General features: G+C 63.4%; 19 protein-coding genes. 10 read left to right on the forward strand and 9 right to left on the reverse strand.

What is annotated here, in order from left to right; translation table 11 throughout:
* The first annotated feature begins 218 nt into the window (after window positions 1–218).
* Window positions 219–509 (forward strand): NadS family protein, encoded by a 291-nt coding sequence (nadS, locus tag BHK69_RS14045; protein ID WP_069693651.1) that lies wholly within the window; start codon window positions 219–221, stop codon window positions 507–509.
* 329 nt (window positions 510–838) lie between these two features.
* Here the strand turns inward: nadS and BHK69_RS14050 are convergent, their stop codons facing one another.
* The 3 genes from BHK69_RS14050 to BHK69_RS14055 all read right to left on the reverse strand — a co-directional run bounded on the left by BHK69_RS14050 (window position 839) and on the right by BHK69_RS14055 (window position 2,559).
* Window positions 839–1,447: a hypothetical protein gene (locus tag BHK69_RS14050; RefSeq protein ID WP_148663414.1), complete on the reverse strand. Its 609-nt coding sequence runs from the start codon at window positions 1,445–1,447 to the stop codon at window positions 839–841.
* Between the two features lie 91 nt (window positions 1,448–1,538).
* Window positions 1,539–1,730 carry a hypothetical protein gene (locus BHK69_RS32620; RefSeq protein ID WP_158516208.1) on the reverse strand — a complete coding sequence of 64 codons (192 nt, stop codon included), beginning with the start codon at window positions 1,728–1,730 and terminating at the stop codon, window positions 1,539–1,541.
* A 499-nt stretch (window positions 1,731–2,229) separates the two neighbouring features.
* Window positions 2,230–2,559, reverse strand: a complete 330-nt coding sequence (locus BHK69_RS14055; RefSeq protein ID WP_069690643.1) for a hypothetical protein — start codon at window positions 2,557–2,559, stop codon at window positions 2,230–2,232.
* 172 nt (window positions 2,560–2,731) lie between these two features.
* Between BHK69_RS14055 and BHK69_RS14060 the strand changes: the two genes are divergently transcribed.
* On the forward strand, window positions 2,732–2,977 hold the full coding sequence (locus tag BHK69_RS14060; protein WP_148663415.1) for a hypothetical protein: 246 nt from the start codon (window positions 2,732–2,734) through the stop codon (window positions 2,975–2,977).
* Between the two features lie 498 nt (window positions 2,978–3,475).
* Here BHK69_RS14060 and BHK69_RS14065 read toward each other — a convergent pair whose 3' ends face one another.
* A complete protein-coding gene (locus BHK69_RS14065) occupies window positions 3,476–4,213 on the reverse strand; it encodes a S24 family peptidase (RefSeq protein ID WP_069690645.1) in 738 nt (245 codons plus the stop codon).
* A 73-nt stretch (window positions 4,214–4,286) separates the two neighbouring features.
* Between BHK69_RS14065 and BHK69_RS14070 the strand changes: the two genes are divergently transcribed.
* Genes BHK69_RS14070 through BHK69_RS14080 form a run of 3 tightly spaced genes read left to right on the forward strand, consistent with a single transcriptional unit; the run spans window position 4,287 to window position 5,925 of the window.
* Complete coding sequence (locus tag BHK69_RS14070; protein WP_069690646.1) at window positions 4,287–4,514, forward strand: hypothetical protein; 228 nt, start codon at window positions 4,287–4,289, stop codon at window positions 4,512–4,514.
* Entirely contained in the window at window positions 4,511–5,389 is an 879-nt protein-coding gene (locus BHK69_RS14075; protein ID WP_069690647.1) for a hypothetical protein, read from the forward strand. Before BHK69_RS14070 ends, BHK69_RS14075 begins: the two co-directional genes overlap by 4 nt.
* Window positions 5,386–5,925, forward strand: a complete 540-nt coding sequence (locus BHK69_RS14080; RefSeq protein WP_148663416.1) for a hypothetical protein — start codon at window positions 5,386–5,388, stop codon at window positions 5,923–5,925. The genes BHK69_RS14075 and BHK69_RS14080 overlap by 4 nt, the downstream gene beginning before the upstream one ends.
* Window positions 5,926–5,949: 24 nt before the next feature.
* Here the strand turns inward: BHK69_RS14080 and BHK69_RS14085 are convergent, their stop codons facing one another.
* Together BHK69_RS14085 and BHK69_RS14090 are read right to left on the reverse strand one after the other, a co-directional pair.
* Window positions 5,950–6,375 carry a type II toxin-antitoxin system VapC family toxin gene (locus BHK69_RS14085; RefSeq protein ID WP_069690649.1) on the reverse strand — a complete coding sequence of 142 codons (426 nt, stop codon included), beginning with the start codon at window positions 6,373–6,375 and terminating at the stop codon, window positions 5,950–5,952.
* Complete coding sequence (locus tag BHK69_RS14090) at window positions 6,375–6,617, reverse strand: type II toxin-antitoxin system Phd/YefM family antitoxin (protein WP_069690650.1); 243 nt, start codon at window positions 6,615–6,617, stop codon at window positions 6,375–6,377. Before BHK69_RS14090 ends, BHK69_RS14085 begins: the two co-directional genes overlap by 1 nt.
* Window positions 6,618–7,343: 726 nt before the next feature.
* Here BHK69_RS14090 and BHK69_RS14095 point away from each other — a divergent pair.
* The 5 genes from BHK69_RS14095 to BHK69_RS14115 all read left to right on the forward strand — a co-directional run bounded on the left by BHK69_RS14095 (window position 7,344) and on the right by BHK69_RS14115 (window position 9,946).
* Window positions 7,344–7,688, forward strand: coding sequence for an ArsR/SmtB family transcription factor (locus BHK69_RS14095; RefSeq protein ID WP_069690651.1), 345 nt, complete (start codon window positions 7,344–7,346; stop codon window positions 7,686–7,688).
* The gene (locus BHK69_RS14100) at window positions 7,685–8,158 is read left to right on the forward strand and encodes an SRPBCC domain-containing protein (protein ID WP_069690652.1); all 474 of its coding nucleotides are present in this window, start codon (window positions 7,685–7,687) and stop codon (window positions 8,156–8,158) included. The genes BHK69_RS14095 and BHK69_RS14100 overlap by 4 nt, the downstream gene beginning before the upstream one ends.
* On the forward strand, window positions 8,155–8,808 hold the full coding sequence (locus BHK69_RS14105) for a glutathione S-transferase family protein (RefSeq protein WP_069690653.1): 654 nt from the start codon (window positions 8,155–8,157) through the stop codon (window positions 8,806–8,808). Before BHK69_RS14100 ends, BHK69_RS14105 begins: the two co-directional genes overlap by 4 nt.
* Window positions 8,809–9,022: 214 nt before the next feature.
* Window positions 9,023–9,229: a hypothetical protein gene (locus tag BHK69_RS14110; RefSeq protein WP_069690654.1), complete on the forward strand. Its 207-nt coding sequence runs from the start codon at window positions 9,023–9,025 to the stop codon at window positions 9,227–9,229.
* A gap of 48 nt (window positions 9,230–9,277) precedes the next feature.
* A complete protein-coding gene (locus tag BHK69_RS14115; RefSeq protein WP_069693652.1) occupies window positions 9,278–9,946 on the forward strand; it encodes a haloacid dehalogenase type II in 669 nt (222 codons plus the stop codon).
* Window positions 9,947–10,267: 321 nt separating this feature from the next.
* Here the strand turns inward: BHK69_RS14115 and BHK69_RS14120 are convergent, their stop codons facing one another.
* The 3 genes from BHK69_RS14120 to BHK69_RS14130 all read right to left on the reverse strand — a co-directional run bounded on the left by BHK69_RS14120 (window position 10,268) and on the right by BHK69_RS14130 (window position 13,804).
* The gene (locus BHK69_RS14120; protein ID WP_069690655.1) at window positions 10,268–10,759 is read right to left on the reverse strand and encodes an Lrp/AsnC family transcriptional regulator; all 492 of its coding nucleotides are present in this window, start codon (window positions 10,757–10,759) and stop codon (window positions 10,268–10,270) included.
* Between the two features lie 492 nt (window positions 10,760–11,251).
* Window positions 11,252–12,580 carry an aspartate aminotransferase family protein gene (locus tag BHK69_RS14125; protein ID WP_069693653.1) on the reverse strand — a complete coding sequence of 443 codons (1,329 nt, stop codon included), beginning with the start codon at window positions 12,578–12,580 and terminating at the stop codon, window positions 11,252–11,254.
* A 99-nt stretch (window positions 12,581–12,679) separates the two neighbouring features.
* Window positions 12,680–13,804, reverse strand: a complete 1,125-nt coding sequence (locus BHK69_RS14130; protein ID WP_244548495.1) for a phosphotransferase — start codon at window positions 13,802–13,804, stop codon at window positions 12,680–12,682.
* Between the last annotated feature and the right edge of the window lie 115 nt (window positions 13,805–13,919).

Genomic DNA, 13,919 nt, shown 5'->3' on the forward strand with positions numbered 1-13,919 from the left:
GAGGGATGCTGCGGCTAGACCAGACTACGGCTCTGCCGTATAAGATCGCATGCATACCGTCTTGCTGACTTCGGTATTTCGGCGGCGACGACGTGCCGCTCTTCCTGCTGGCGCTGATCGACAAGGGCAAGCGCGCCAATAGCGGAACGACCTCGCGAAGCTGCTGCCGAAGATCGCGGAAGCCTACAGAGCTCAAGCGCAGACAGGAGGCCAGTGACATGACGAAGTTCGGCCAGGACTTGATCGAGAGCGCCAACGAGGCGCTGGCAATTGCGCAAGGCAAGGCGAAGCCGGCCCGTACGATTACGGTGGAGACGGTCGACGTAGCCGCGATCCGCAAGCGGCTCGGGCTGTCTCAGGATGCCTTTGCGAAGAAATTCGGCTTGAGCGTCGCGACGCTCCGCGATTGGGAGCAGGGCCGGCGGCAGATGGACCGCACGGCCCAAGCCTTCCTCAAGGTGATCGACCGGGCGCCGGAGGCGGTGGAGAAGGCGCTGAAGGCGGCCTGACCCTCACCGCCACACCGGCAAGAGCCGCAGCCGGTGCGGTGATCGCGGTCATCTTCGACGTGGCCAACGACCCCGGTCCGCAAATGGATCCGCGGAGTCGCGCGCATCGAATGGATCGTGGATCGAGGTGTGAGAAATGAACCGTTGGACTGCCGCGTCTATGTGACGGCTGAGCTTGCTGGCTTGGCTGCCGCAGCTTTTTCGTTGACTGAAAGAGCTTCGCACATTGCGGCTGTGGCCCTGCGGGACGAGACTAGGGCCGGGCAAAAGACCGGACGTACTTCGCCAGCTGCGATACGGTCCAAATGGCTGTACGGGTCCGAAAGACGCTAGCAGCCAATTTCCTTTGCGATGGAAGGCCACTCATCTGAAAGAATGAGCTTTGCGAAGTTGACCGGAATGCACGCTTCTGCGGCCACTACATCAAGGGTTTTTGCCCCAGATTTGATCTCAGCAATGCCTGTCTCCCGAGCGTGCTCGGGAAGGAGGAGGGGCAAGCATTGATACAGCGCAAGCTTATCCTTGGTTGCCATGATGTCGAAAACATCAAAATCTTCGCCGGACATAGGGCCAAGAAGCCGGTCGATTAAGCCGTCGATTTCTTCAGAAGTATTTGTCTTCTCAACTTCGCTGTCACAAATATGGACCATTTCCTTGCAGCAAATAATCCGCTGCCAGGCAGTGCTTAGTCCGCCGCAGTAAACGATAAGAGATACATTCTCGTAATCACCATACAATTTCGGCCTGTACCGGTATTGATAGTAGACTCCTCTTAATATTTGAGGGTCCATTTCGTTATCGAGGCAGAATACGATCCTATCCTGAATGCCCATCGCAATGAGTTCTGCGCGAACAGCCGGTATTTCAACAGGAAACTGCTGAAGCGCAGAAACGCGTTGGATCAGTGATCGCAGACGGGAGACAGGCTTCGCGTTCATTTCGAATCAACAAAAAAGGGCCCTTGAAGGGGCCCTTTTAGTGTGTGTTCTATACAAATGCCAGCCGGCAAATTCGTGCAATAACAACCTTTTAGCGGGTTGCCATGGGAGGAGCATCAACAAGTCCGCGCGCAAAAGCACGCTTGACAGCCTCTTTGGCTGCGCCTTCGACCTGCTCGCGACGCAAACCGCGCCCGGTCCCGACAATAAACTTCACATTCAGCAGCTCGCGACCTCCCTCATTAAGGGAAGAATGGAGCGTCTCCACTCTTGCGGTTTCCATTTGTTCTCTCCTGGCAAAAAGGCGCTTGACTTTTAAAAAGCGCGTTCTCGTGTCACACACATAAGGCCATCACAGATTTTTAGCTAGCGGTTTTTTATGAAAGTTCATTAATATAAAGGCAAAAATCAACATAAAAAGAACGAGAAAACTCAATTAAATCAGATACTTAAATCATTAACGCTGGCTCATACCAAAAAAATTTGCACGCGTCAAGAGAAAGAAATTATCCACATCATCAAGCTAGCTATTTTGAAACTTATGCAAATAGCGAATGTTCCGCGCCTACGGTCTAAAGCAAATATCTGGATAGCCTCTTCCCCCGCGAGCCGGACGGATCTCCCGCTTTAGCCAGGGTACGTCCAGGTTCGCAGCGATCTCAGCGTTGTGCCGTGCTCTGCCTGCCTGTCCCTGGCATTGCCGATGATGACGTCGCACCGGGTCATTGCGCCGCCTCCGCGAGCGGGCCTGCGAAGAACGCAAGCCCGCCGTTGACGGCGTTTCAGGCGGCCGCCGCGTTCAGCCGCATGTCATGGGCGAAATCGGCGGCGTCTGCGGCGCTGCAATCCTCGCGCTCTTCGATGTGGTTCTGATAGGCCCTGCGGATGCGAGACTGGCCCCGGGGGCGGGCGAGATCGCCGGCAACCCACTCGGTCACCCCCATGACCAGCCACGGCATGGTCTGGCTGCGCCTGCTGGCGATGATGTCGATGACGGTGAAGTCGACGCCGTCCTGCGTCTTGATCTCGATCAGGTCGACGCCGCCGATGCAGACATCGCCATGATCGAAATCGCAATCCTCGAACGGGAATGTCGCGGCGCTGGCGCTCATCCGGGTCTCTCCTGCGATGAGGGTATGATGCAAAATGCATCGTAATAGGTCAATACGTATCGTATCGTCGTCGCTGCGATTTATTTTGAGGAGGCAGCCGATTTACGACTCGACTTCAGGTTGCCGGGCTGGCTTAAATGAGAACATTAAGGGAACAAAAGAGGGTTCGGCCATGAGCAGCGTTTGCCGGGGGATGTCGCGAGATAAGCCCGGCCTGGCCGATTTTGCTGCGCTCTATATCCGCTGCGACGATTGCGGCAACGAGAAGCGCATGACGCCGCAGGTGCTGGCCCGCTTCGTCGATCGCGGCATTCATTGCGCGGATGAGCTCAGGTCGAAATTGACCTGCTCGGTCTGCCGTGCAGGCGGCGGGCGCGGCAAGAACGTCGCGCTTATCCCGGCGTTCAGATGGGGGTAGGGGGCATCCGAGCGAAGTGGGCTGCGAGATCCGAAGCGCGTCATGGTCGGGCTTGACCCATGGCTGTTCGGTTCGCCGCGAGCGCTCGATCGAAAAGTTCGGTTCATTGCAGGCTTTTCAGCGGGCGGAGACGGGTGGGACAGGCGCGGGGAACCCCTCTCCCGGATGGGAGAGGGGCAGGGGTGAGGGTGTGCCCTTTCAGTAGAAGGCGCTGCGGCTCAGCCTCGCCCCAACAATCAGCGGCGGGCCCTCATCCCTGCCCTTCTCCCATCCGGGAGAAGGGTTCCCCGCGCCCTTCATCCGGCGCTTCGCTTCATCTCGCCCGCAAGAGGGGAGCCGCGCATGATCCGCTCATGGGTCAAGCCTGACCATGACACGCTCCGTAGTCCCAAGCTTTCGCGGAGTCTGTCCTCGGGCCAACCGAAGGTCGGACCTAAGGGCCGCTTGTCCGCGATGAGCGCCGCGTTTCCGAGCATAAACAGCGCGCTCCAAGCTCCCTCACTCACCCCTGAGTTCCCGCTCCGGGATGACGCGCAGGATCTGCTTGATCGCGTTGGCATCGAATTCGAGCCGGCCGGCGGGGTTGAACTGCTCGACCGTGACCCTGCCGGAATTCATCGAGACCAGGCGCTTGATGAAGGATTTGCCGGGGCGGCCGTCCTCGGCCGGCTTCAATTCGATGACGACATAGTCCCGGATCGCGGGCTTGCGCTTCTCGACATAGACGCGCTCGCCATCCTCATATTTCGGCGCCATGCTGTCATTGGAGACGCGCAGCGCGAAGACGTCCTTGCGGTCCAGGATGCCGATGGGCCGCTTGACCATGTCGATCACCTGGCCGTTCATCTCGAAGGCGTCGTCATCGCTGGCGAAGCCGCCGACCGTGATGCCGAGTTCCTGGATGTCGCTGGGTCCATGGGTTTTCGGCAGCGCAGCCTGGCCCTCGAAGACCGCATTGGGCTCGGCCAGATAGCCGCGCGGCGGCGCGGGCCTTGGGGCCACGATATGGCCGTCAGCGCCGCTGGGCGCCTCGCCATCGCCGAACAGGATCCAGCCCGCCTTGACGCGGAAGGCGCTGGCATATTTCTCCGCCACGGGCTGCTTGATGCCGCGCCCGCCATTCTCATGCGCGCGATAAGTGACCTCGTTCCAGCCGAAGGCCTGCGCGGCCTCGGTCGGGTTGGGGAAGCCCCTCAGCTCCCGGGCTTGTCGCAGGCGATTGGCTGGTGTGTCCATTGCTCCTGTATCGCACGCTTCACGATACGTTTCATCTTGACCTTATACGATACGATATGTATCGTCCAGCATCATGAGCGCCACCATCATCCCCTTCGCCGCGGCTGCGGCCGCGGCTCGTCTCTGCCGCCAGGCGCGGCTCAGGCGTGCGCAAGAGCTGCGTGCGCAAGAGCTGCGTGCGCAAGAACTGCGCGAGCAAGAGCTGATCGAGGCCGCTGAAGCCGAACGCGACAAGGTGCCAGCCCTGTCGGGGCCGATCATGCGCTCGCCCGCGCCTATCCGTGATCGGGACAGCCAATGAGCCGCTGGTATCGCGCCTATGCCGGCACGGTGAAGGACGACAAGCTGGCCGAGGTCGCGGTCATCGCGGCCTGCTCGCGCTCCGTTGCCATCGCGGTCTGGCACGCGCTGCTTGAAAGCGCCGCCGAGACCGATGCAGGCGGCCGCTTCGAGACGACGCCGCGCCGCGTCGCCGCCGCCCTGTGCGAGCCTGCCGGCACGATCGCGGCGACCTTCGCCGCGATGGCCGAGATCGGCATGATCGCGGGCGATGCGGTGAGCGCCTGGAAAACCCGCCAATATGAGAGCGACAAGAGCACGGAGCGCTCGCGCAAGCACCGTGAGGCCAAGAACCGGGAAGCCAAACGCAGCGGCGAGGCTGCGTTGCCGGGACGTTGCGCGACGCCCCCAGAGTCAGAGGCAGAGTCAGATTCAGACGACGATTCCGCTGGCGCGGCATCGTCTGCGCCGCGCGCGCCGGATCTCGATCTGATCGAAGCAGAACGGCGCTGCTGCGAGGCCGCGGGCTCGGAGAGGCTCGGATCCTTCGCGCCGATCGCCGAATTGCTGCATCGCCAGGCCGATCTCGAGCGCGACATCCTGCCGGTCATCCGGGCCCGGCCTGCGTCGGGCGGCCGGGTCAGCTCGTGGAAATTCTACGGTCCGATCATCACCGAGGCGCTGCAGAAACGCAGCCCGGCACCAGCGAGCCAGGGGCCGCCAAAGGTGTTCGTCGTCAAGGGCACGGCGGAATGGCGCGAGCGTGTAGCAGCCGGCCACAAGCCGGGGATGACGACGCAGGACCCCAGGACCAAGGCCGAGGGCTGGTATTTCCCGGCCCCTGAAAGGCAGGGCCAGGCAGCAAAAGACATGGCAGAAAAGGACAAGGCAGCATGAGCAGGCCCGGAAAGAAGCGCGCAATGGTCTTGCGCGAGCCCAATGGACGCCCGCAGCGACCGACCGCCGCCGAGCGGCAGGCGGCGCGCCTCAAACGCGAGCAGGGCGAGCGGGCGACCGTGCTGGCCCAGCCGCATCGCCGGGGCAATCAGGACCAGCTCTGCGCCTCGCCGCTCGGCCGGCATGTGCTCGATTGCCGCCTGCGCCGCGAACTCTACGACGCCGGCGAGGAATATACCGAGACGACGCGGCGCTGGCGGGCGGCCAAGGGCGTGCCGGTCGGCCTCATCGTGGTCGGGGTGGGTTCGGGGCGGGAGTTGTCGGATGAGGTGATCCTGCGCCTCCAGTCGCGCCTCAACGCCATGCGCAAGGCCGTCATCGACGGGGCAGGGGAGGCGACGCTCCAGGCGCTCGACCGCGTCGCCCTCGACCACGAGACGATTCCCGGCGCGGTCGGCTTCCGCGTCACGGCCGCGCTGCTCATCCTCGCCGAGTATCTCGGGTTGGTCCCCCGCAATGCCCATCCGTATCGGTGAGGGCGGTCATGCCAGCAATCTGGATCACGCCAGCAATCGCGTCGGCACGCCGAGCGCTGGGCCGGCCTCAGTGAGCCGCTGGTCGAGCGTGTGCACGGTGGCGCCATGCTCCGATGCGATGGCGAGATGCAGCGCGTCGCCTGCGCGAAGCCCCAGCGCATGCTGATCGGCAAACTTCGCCGCCGTTCGGAACTGCCCGCCCGTCACGGCGAGCACGGTGAAGCTCTCGCTGACCAGCTTGTTGAACATGGCGAGCGCGGCCGCGCGCTGCTCCAGGCTGATCTGTCGCGTCCGCACTTTGATCGCCATGGCCGAGGACATCTCGGTGACGGTCCAGTCGCTGACCAGAAGCTGCGCCGGATCCTGCGCCGCCAGCCAGGCTTGCACCCGCGGCGTCATCGCCTCGTTGGAGAGCGCCGCCACGATCAGCGATGTGTCCAAGTAAAGCATCAGTAGCGGTCGCCATCCCGCATCGACCGCACCAGATCGGCGGCGCTCTGGGACTGCGCCGGCATGGTCACTGTGAGCGCTGCGAGCAGGGCGGCATCGATCGGCTTGCGCGGCCTGGCCAGGGCGGTGAGCCGGGCAACCGGCTTGCCGCGCCGGGTGATCTCGATCGAAGCGCCGGCCTCGACCCGGTCGACCAGCTCGCTCAGATGGGCCTTGGCATCGGCCAGATTGATCGCGTTCATGTCAGGCTCCTGCAAGTCGCGCTCATGACTATGTAGATGGTCATATAGCGTGTCGCGCGTAAGAGTTCCAGCGCGGCCACCATGCCTACGCAAGGCCAAACGTCTTGTAGGGAAACACACCGTCATCCCGGACAAGCGGCCCCGCCGCACAGGGATCCATCGTAGAGCGTCATTCTCAGGCTTGACCCACGACTGTCCGGTTCGCCGCGAGCGCTCGATCGAAAAGCTCCGTTCATCGCAGGCTTTCCAGCGGGCGGTGTCGTATGAGACAGGCGCGGGGAACCCTTCTCCCGGATGGGAGAAGGGCAGGGATGAGGGCCTGCCGCTGATTGTTGGGGCGAGACTGAGCCGCAGTGCCGGCTTCATCCTGAAAGCACAGGAGGCGATGCGGAGCCGCTTGCGCGATCTGGTTATCTGGCCTGCCCTCATCCCTGCCCTTCTCCCACACGGGAGAAGCGTTCCCCGCGCCCTTCATCCGGGACTTCGCGGAGTTTCCAAACGGGCCCTGAGAGCCAAGATCTCGCAACGTTCAAGGCCTTGCGAGCCCCCAGCACATCGACAGTTCAGCCGAGAGAGGAATGCGCCATGCAATCCGTCGTCTACACGACGATGCCCCGCATCGATCGGGCCCCGATCGAGCGCGCTAAACGGATCAACGTCGCCGATCTGCATGATGGGTCCAGGAACCCGATTGACTCCTGCTCATTTCTGATAACACTTAAGTAAATGCTACAGTATCAAACCAAGCCGCTCGACCTCGCCTTCCAGGCCCTGTCCGATCCCGGACGCCGCGCCATGGTCGAGCGGCTGTGTCTTGGTCCAGCCTCCGTCAGCGAGCTCGCCAAGCCCCTGCCGATGACCCTGTCGGCCGTGGTCCAGCACCTGAAGGTTCTGGAGGAGGCCGGGCTGGTGAAGAGCCAGAAGCTGGGCCGCGTGCGCACCTGCAGCCTGGAGCTCAAGGCCATGAGGCAGGTCGAAGGCTGGATCGCCGAGCGCAAGCGCTTCTGGGAACAGCAATACGATCAACTGGAGGCCTATCTGGCCCAAACCGCTCCAGAGGAGGACAAATGACCATCACCAACGCCACATTCACCATCGAGCGCGTCCTGAATGCCTCGCCCGCGCGGGTCTTTGCGGCCTATGGCAGCCTCGAGGCCAAGAGCACCTGGTTCAGGGCGCCGTCGGACATCGAAACCCTGAATCGCGACTTCGATTTCCGCGTCGGCGGCAAGGAACGGTTCCACGCCCGCTGGCCCAGCGGCATGATCACCGATTTCCAGGCGACCTATCACGACATCGTCGAGAATGAGCGGATCATCCTCGTCTACGACATGTTCCACAACGGCGATAAGCTGTCGGTGTCGCTGCTGACGCTCGAACTCAGGGGTGAGGGCGACCGGACCCGGCTGATCCACACCGAACAGGGCTCCTATCTGACCGGCGGCATCGAGGCGGTGCAGGGGCGCGAGCACGGCACGACCTGGCATATCGACAACCTGGTCGCGGTCATCGAGGGGCGCGAACCGAGGGCCTTCTCATGACGCTCGAACTCTTCGCCCATCCGTTCTCGTCATATTGCCAGAAGGCGCTCATCGCCTTCTACGAAAACGAGGTGCCGTTCACCTACCGGATGCTGGAAGACGCCGGCGTGGGCGAGGAGCTCGCATCGCTATGGCCGATGAAGCGCTTCCCGATCCTGCGCGACGACAGCCGCGTCGTGCTGGAGGCCTCCGTCGTCATCGAATATCTGGAGCTGCATCATCCAGGGCCGGTGAAGCTGATCCCCGCGGATCCCGACCTCGTCCTCGAGGCGCGCATGCTCGACCGCTTCTTCGACAATTACGTCATGACGCCCCAGGGCAAGTTCGTCCACGACGCGCTGCGCCCGCCCGAAAGCCGCGACCCTTATGGCGTCGAGGATGCGCGCAAGATGCTGGACACCAGCTATGCCTGGCTCGACCAGCGCATGCAGGGGCGCAGCTGGGCGGTGGGCGAGACCTTCAGCCTCGCCGACTGCGCCGCCGCGCCGTCGCTGTTCTATGCCGACTGGACGTACCGAATCCCTGCGCATTTCAGCCATCTCCTGGCCTACCGCGCGCGCCTGCTGCAGCGGCCGTCCTTCGCCCGCGCGGTGGAGGAGGCGCGGCGCTTCCGCCACTACTTCCCGCTCGGCGCCCCGGATCGGGACTAGGCGCAGCTGCCTGCGTCAGCATCTGGGCTGGCCAAGCCAAAGGCTCCGGTGGGGCCCGGTGAACGGGGTCTTCGATATCCTGAGAGCCTGGCCTGAAATGAAACGCGCGATATCAGGGGCTTCCGATCGCTTGCCATCACCCGCGCCGTCATCCTGGACAAGCTGCGTGAGCGGCGCAGCTCCGGGATCCATCGGAGGGCTCCGGAACTCTACGATGGATCCCGGGCCGAAGCTGCGCTTCGCCCAGGATGACGGCGCAGAGGTGGTCAAGACAACCACCATTCCACAAGGCTGCCATTCCATCGGCGCAGGCCGCTGTCGCGATGGGCAAACGATCTGCTGCAACGGCAATTATCTGCAGCAATTCCTGCTCGACACGGTCGCGATACAGGACCCGCCGCGAGGTCGCCGAACACTATGATCGCAGCGGAAGCGAGGCCGATCGCTTCGCCAGTCGGGAGCAGCGATGATGGATGTCATCAAGCCTAAATACGTGACCTTCGATTGCCACGGGACCCTGATCTATTTCGCGATGGCGGATGCCGCGCGCGCGCTTTACGGCGCAAAGCTGGACGAGCCCGCTTTGCGCAAGCTCATCGATGATTTCTCGGCCTACCGCCTCGATGAGGTGATGGGTGACTGGAAGCCTTATGAGGCGATCGTCTACAACGCTCTCGAGCAGACCTGCCGTCGCAACGGCGTCGCGTTCCACCCCGAAGATGCGCGCTGGGTCTATGAGCAGGTCCCCAGCTGGGGGCCGCACGCGGATGTGCCCGCCGGCCTAGCCAAGGTGGCCAAGGAGATCCCCCTCGTCATCCTCTCCAACGCGATGGACGACCAGATTCCGCACAATGTCGCCCGGCTCGGCGCGCCCTTCCACGCTGTCTACACGGCGCAGCAGGCAGGGGCGTACAAGCCGCGCTTCAAGGCCTTCGAATACATGTTGGACAAGCTCGGCTGCGGACCCGAGGATATCTGCCACGTCTCCTCCTCGTTCCGCTACGACCTGATGTCGGCGCATGACCTCGGCATCAAACACAAGGTCTGGGTTAATCGCGGCCACGAGCCGCCAAACCCCTATTACGGCTATGTCGAGATCCGGGACATTGGCGGTCTGCCGGGGGTGTTTGGCCTCTGAAGCCAGGAACGGGGCCATTCAATGAACGGGGCCATTCAGTCCCTTGTCCTGATTGCGGCGGTATCCGTCACGATGCCGCCGTCGGAATCGCCACGGAGCGTGATCCCGACGAGGCACCGTCAATCCGCTGAGTAGAAATCCAGCGCGGTTTTCGATCTGAGTGAAACACAGGCCGTCATTGCGAGAAGCGAAGCGACGAAGCAATCCAGGAGGACGTAGAGCGCTGCCGTTCCTGGATTGCTTCGCGGAGCCTGTACTCGGGCTTGCCGAAGGCAAGACCCGGGTGCTCGCAATGACGGTTCAGTCAGATTGAAAACCGCTCTAGCGCTTCGGCATTATATTTCGCAGCGGGATGGTCCGCGTCTCGAAAGGTTTCCTCAGGACGATCCTGGTGGAGAATTTGATGATGCCGACATCAAGCTCCAGCATGTCATCTCTGATCGCGCTGAAGCGCGACATGCTCTCGACGATGATCTTCAGGATATAATCGCAGCCACCGCTGACATTGTAGCATTCGGTGATTTCCGGCAGTTTCTCGGCCGCCTCCTCGAACACGCGAAAGCTGTCGCGCCGGTGCTCGCTGATGGTGATCTCGCTGAAAACCGTGATGAAACTGCCCAGCTTTTCAAGGGCGATATTGGCGTCATAGCCCCGGATGACCCCGGCTTCATGAAGACGTTTCACCCGGGCGAGGCAGGGACTCGGCGAGAGGCCCACGGCAGCCGACAGCTCGACATTCGAACAATGGCCGTTTCGCTGGATATAATCGAGCAGCTTGATGTCGAGCCAATCGAGTGAAACCGCCGTTTCCATGCGCTGACGTCCGTCCGGGATCGTGAACCGCGCTGCCCAGGCGCTGCTTTTTTGCCGCCTCTAACCCCTGCGAGCCGCGCCGATCAGCCGACCGCAGGGGGCGAGCGATGCTGGGGGTGTTCGACCGGCTGCGCAAGTGTCGGGTGCCCGGCATGATCCTCGTGAGAGGCTGGCCTGACATGCAGCCAAGGATTTCAATGGCTCTGCCTTGATCACTAACGCGCCGTCATTCCGGACGCAGCCCCCGGGTCCGATCTTCGATCGGCCCAAGGACAGGCTCCGCGGAGATCCGGAACCCATCGTAGAGTTTCGGAGCCCTCGGATGGATTCCGGAGCTGCGCCGCTGACGCGGCTTGTCCGGAATGACGATGCGGGTGATGGCAAGCGATAGGAACCTCCTGATATCGCTCGATTCATTTTGGGTCGGCCTCTGAGGACAAAGCGCTTGAGATCGGCGCAGCGACGACGCCGATCATAGCCTGGCGCAGCCCGCTATGGGGCAGCAGCACCCAGCGCGTCCTGGAGCGCCTGGAGGAAGCGGTCGACATGGGCCGCCTCGCAGATCAGCGGCGGGCGCACCTTGAGCGTGTCTTCATTCGCCCCGGTCGTGCTGATCAGGACGCCGTCATCGCGCAGGGCATTGACGATAGTCAAAGCCATGGCGCGGCGCTGGGCGGCGGCCATGCCCTCGAGGCCGATATCGATGCCGAAGAACAGGCCGGCATGGCGCACGGCCCGGATGCCCGCCAAGCGGCCTGCAAGCTGCTCCAGCCCGGCGTTCAGGCGCGCGCCCATGGCCAGCGCGTTCTCAAGGATCCGGTCTCTTTGCAGAATCGTCAGGACTGCATCGGCAGTGGCGATGCCGACGGTATTTCCGGCGAATGTATTCGAGTACCGGGCCGTGGCGCCGAAACGGTCCATCGCCGCATGACGCCCGACGACCGCGCCGATCGGGAAGCCGTTGCCCATGGGCTTGCCAAGCGTGGCGAGGTCAGGCGCGATGCCATGCCGCTCGAAGCCCCACATATGCGTGCCGGTGCGTCCGAAACCCGGCTGAACCTCGTCGGCGATGAAAAGACCGCCGGCCTCGCGCACCGCTGCGACCGCGCCGGCGATGAAGCCGGGAGGATCGACCCAGACGCCGTCGCTGGAAAAGATGCTGTCGATCAGCAGCGCCGCAACGCCGATGCCGCGCCGGTTCAGATCCTTGATCGCGGCCCGAACCTGCGCTTCGAAGAACGCGGCTGCCTGCGCCTCCGGCACGCCTGCGGGGCCGGGCAGGTCTACCATGCGCAGGGAGGGGCTGAGCTGCACGGCCTCGCCGAGATTGGGCGAGACCATTGCCACCGCCGCGCTCGTGCCGTGATAGGCGTAGGACGAGACGATCACGCCCTCATTCCCGTTGACGAGCCTGGCGATCCTGAGCGCGAGGTCGTTGGATTCGCTTCCCGTGCAGGTGAAGACGACCCGGTCGAGCTCCCCGGGAAAGGTGGCGACGAGCCGCTCGGCATAGTCGACCAGCTGCGGTTCGAGATAGCGCGTATTCGCGCTGATCCGGCCGGCTTGCGCCGCCATGGCCGCATTCACCTCCGGGTGGCAATGACCCAACGAGGGAACATTGTTGTAGAAATCGAGATAGGCGCGGCCATCGGGATCGTAGAGCCACATCCCTTCACCGCGAACGAAGTGAACCGGCCGGCGATATTGCAGGCGGTAGGACGAGCCGAGCACCGCGTCGCGGCGGGCGATCAGGGCCGCATCGCGCGGCGCGATATCGGCCTCACCCGGCCTGTAGCGGTTGGGCATGAGATCGACGGATATGAGATCGACGGACATGAGCTTCAACCTGTTCGACAGAAATGCGGGGGCAATTCGGGGTGAGGCGCCTGGCGACGCCTGCATAGGCACAATCGCGGCAATCTACGACATCGCTGCCGCTGCCATGACGGCTGCCCGCTCCCTGGCGGGATCGAGCGGGGCGAGGATGGCCAGGCCCCGTTCGGCCCGGGGGACGTTCTTCTTGATGTAGTCGGCATTCCCGGGAAACAGGTGCGCGCGCCAGTAATTGATCAGGATCAGGGCGCTCTGGCGCGCTCGCATCAGCCCGACGAGCAATCCCGCTTCATCGGACGAAAGCGGCAGCACCGCGGCATAACCGGCAATCAGATGCTCCGCGCCGCCGAGCGGCAGAGCAGGGTCGCTCACCAGGTGGCCCGCCGCGATGGCGAGGTCCTGGATCCTGGGGCCCCAGCAGCCATCGCCGAAATCGATGAAGGCGATGCCAGCCTCGCTCACCAGCGTGTTGAACGGGCTCGGGTCGTTATGAGCGATCTGCCAGGGCACGCTGCCGATCGCGGGCGCGATCTCGCGTTCGAAAGCGCGCATCGAGCGGGCAACCGCTTCGGCGACCGGCCCGGGCGGCAGATAGCGCTGCAGCTCCATCAAGCGCGGCCAGCATCTGACATGCCAGAGGACAGGCCGATGCATCGCCGGCAGCTCGCGCCGGCTCAAGGCGAGATCGAGCCGTCCCAGGGCGCAGCCGACATCGCGGAGCAACCGCGGCGACCGCGCCACCCTATGCATGGGGGTGCCCTCCACGCGGGTCTGCAGATAGCCGCAGACGCCGTCATGCGCGAACATCAGCCCGCCGCCGCTGGTCGGCAGGACAAGGGGCGCGACGAACCCGGTCGCGCCTGCGACAGTGGCGATCGCGGCGGACTGGAAACGGAAGCTTTCGACCGCCTCGGGCCGCCGCGACGTCTTGAGGATCAGGCGCCGACCATCGGGAAGCGAAACCTCGGCCGTGCATTCGACTTCGGACGACAAGGTTTTGATCTCGCCGGACAGGCCATAGTGCCGCGCCAGCAGATCCACCAGCACGCCATCCGCGACAACGCTCGGCGGCGCCGCCAGCACCGCCGCGGCATCGCGAAAATAGGCGTCCTGCGCGACGGGGGAGGTCAAGGGGGTCTCCCACGCCGTGCCGGCCGACAGGATGGACCGGCCGGTGTCGCCAGCAAGACCGGCATCGTCATCGACACTCAAAACCGCTCTCCGCAATGGGCCGCGATCGACGATCGGGCGCTCCGTCCTCGCATCGATATGCCCGGTGGCCCGATGAGATTAGACTTGGAACGGCGCGTAAGATCGGCGGCCGCCT

It is taken from the genome of Bosea vaviloviae, assembly GCF_001741865.1.
GTDB lineage: Bacteria > Pseudomonadota > Alphaproteobacteria > Rhizobiales > Beijerinckiaceae > Allobosea > Allobosea vaviloviae.

Coding starts and splice junctions, on each gene's coding strand:
- BHK69_RS14060 (WP_148663415.1), top strand. CDS start 2,732: ATGAGCAGCGTTTGCCGGGGGATGTCGCGAGATAAGCCCGGCCTGGCC.
- BHK69_RS14075 (WP_069690647.1), top strand. CDS start 4,511: ATGAGCCGCTGGTATCGCGCCTATGCCGGCACGGTGAAGGACGACAAG.
- nadS (WP_069693651.1), top strand. CDS start 219: ATGACGAAGTTCGGCCAGGACTTGATCGAGAGCGCCAACGAGGCGCTG.
- BHK69_RS14095 (WP_069690651.1), top strand. CDS start 7,344: ATGCTACAGTATCAAACCAAGCCGCTCGACCTCGCCTTCCAGGCCCTG.
- BHK69_RS14100 (WP_069690652.1), top strand. CDS start 7,685: ATGACCATCACCAACGCCACATTCACCATCGAGCGCGTCCTGAATGCC.
- BHK69_RS14115 (WP_069693652.1), top strand. CDS start 9,278: ATGGATGTCATCAAGCCTAAATACGTGACCTTCGATTGCCACGGGACC.
- BHK69_RS14090 (WP_069690650.1), bottom strand. CDS start 6,617: ATGAACGCGATCAATCTGGCCGATGCCAAGGCCCATCTGAGCGAGCTG.
- BHK69_RS14105 (WP_069690653.1), top strand. CDS start 8,155: ATGACGCTCGAACTCTTCGCCCATCCGTTCTCGTCATATTGCCAGAAG.
- BHK69_RS14050 (WP_148663414.1), bottom strand. CDS start 1,447: ATGAACGCGAAGCCTGTCTCCCGTCTGCGATCACTGATCCAACGCGTT.
- BHK69_RS32620 (WP_158516208.1), bottom strand. CDS start 1,730: ATGGAAACCGCAAGAGTGGAGACGCTCCATTCTTCCCTTAATGAGGGA.
- BHK69_RS14085 (WP_069690649.1), bottom strand. CDS start 6,375: ATGCTTTACTTGGACACATCGCTGATCGTGGCGGCGCTCTCCAACGAG.
- BHK69_RS14065 (WP_069690645.1), bottom strand. CDS start 4,213: ATGGACACACCAGCCAATCGCCTGCGACAAGCCCGGGAGCTGAGGGGC.
- BHK69_RS14055 (WP_069690643.1), bottom strand. CDS start 2,559: ATGAGCGCCAGCGCCGCGACATTCCCGTTCGAGGATTGCGATTTCGAT.
- BHK69_RS14080 (WP_148663416.1), top strand. CDS start 5,386: ATGAGCAGGCCCGGAAAGAAGCGCGCAATGGTCTTGCGCGAGCCCAAT.
- BHK69_RS14110 (WP_069690654.1), top strand. CDS start 9,023: ATGGATCCCGGGCCGAAGCTGCGCTTCGCCCAGGATGACGGCGCAGAG.
- BHK69_RS14070 (WP_069690646.1), top strand. CDS start 4,287: ATGAGCGCCACCATCATCCCCTTCGCCGCGGCTGCGGCCGCGGCTCGT.
- BHK69_RS14120 (WP_069690655.1), bottom strand. CDS start 10,759: ATGGAAACGGCGGTTTCACTCGATTGGCTCGACATCAAGCTGCTCGAT.